This is a genomic window from Mesorhizobium sp. M1E.F.Ca.ET.063.01.1.1 (assembly GCF_003998155.1).
Lineage (GTDB): Bacteria > Pseudomonadota > Alphaproteobacteria > Rhizobiales > Rhizobiaceae > Mesorhizobium.
The window spans coordinates 1-422 of record NZ_RZSC01001665.1; the positions used below are offsets into that span (position 1 = coordinate 1).

At 68.0% G+C, this 422-nt stretch carries 1 protein-coding gene; it reads left to right on the plus strand.

Translation table 11 applies throughout. The annotated features are described in order from the left end of the window. Positions 1-422: FGGY-family carbohydrate kinase (locus tag EOA29_RS40315; protein ID WP_245468881.1), on the plus strand; the 422-nt coding region annotated here is incomplete at both ends.

Sequence of the window (422 nt, forward strand, 5' to 3'; positions counted from 1 at the left end):
GAGCTGCGCGCCACTGAAGGCGATGCGCTGGCGGCGAGGCTGCATGTGTTGCCTGATTTCCACGGCAACCGATCGCCGCTTGCCGACCCGCACGCGGTCGGCGTCGTCAGCGGCCTGACGCTCGATTCCTCCTTCGACAGCCTGTGCAAGCTCTACTGGCGCACCGCCGTCGGCATCGCGCTTGGGGTGCGCCATGTGCTGGAGGCGCTGAACGAGAACGGCTACCTGATCGACACGCTGCACGTCACCGGCGGCCATACCAAGAACCCGCTTTTGATGGAGCTCTATGCCGACGCCACCGGCTGCACGGTCATCGAGCCTTTGGCCGACGAGGCGGTGCTGCTCGGCACCGGCATGGTGGCGGCGACGGCCGCCGGGCTTTACCCCGGCCTGAACGCGGCCTGCATGGCCATGCAGCAGGG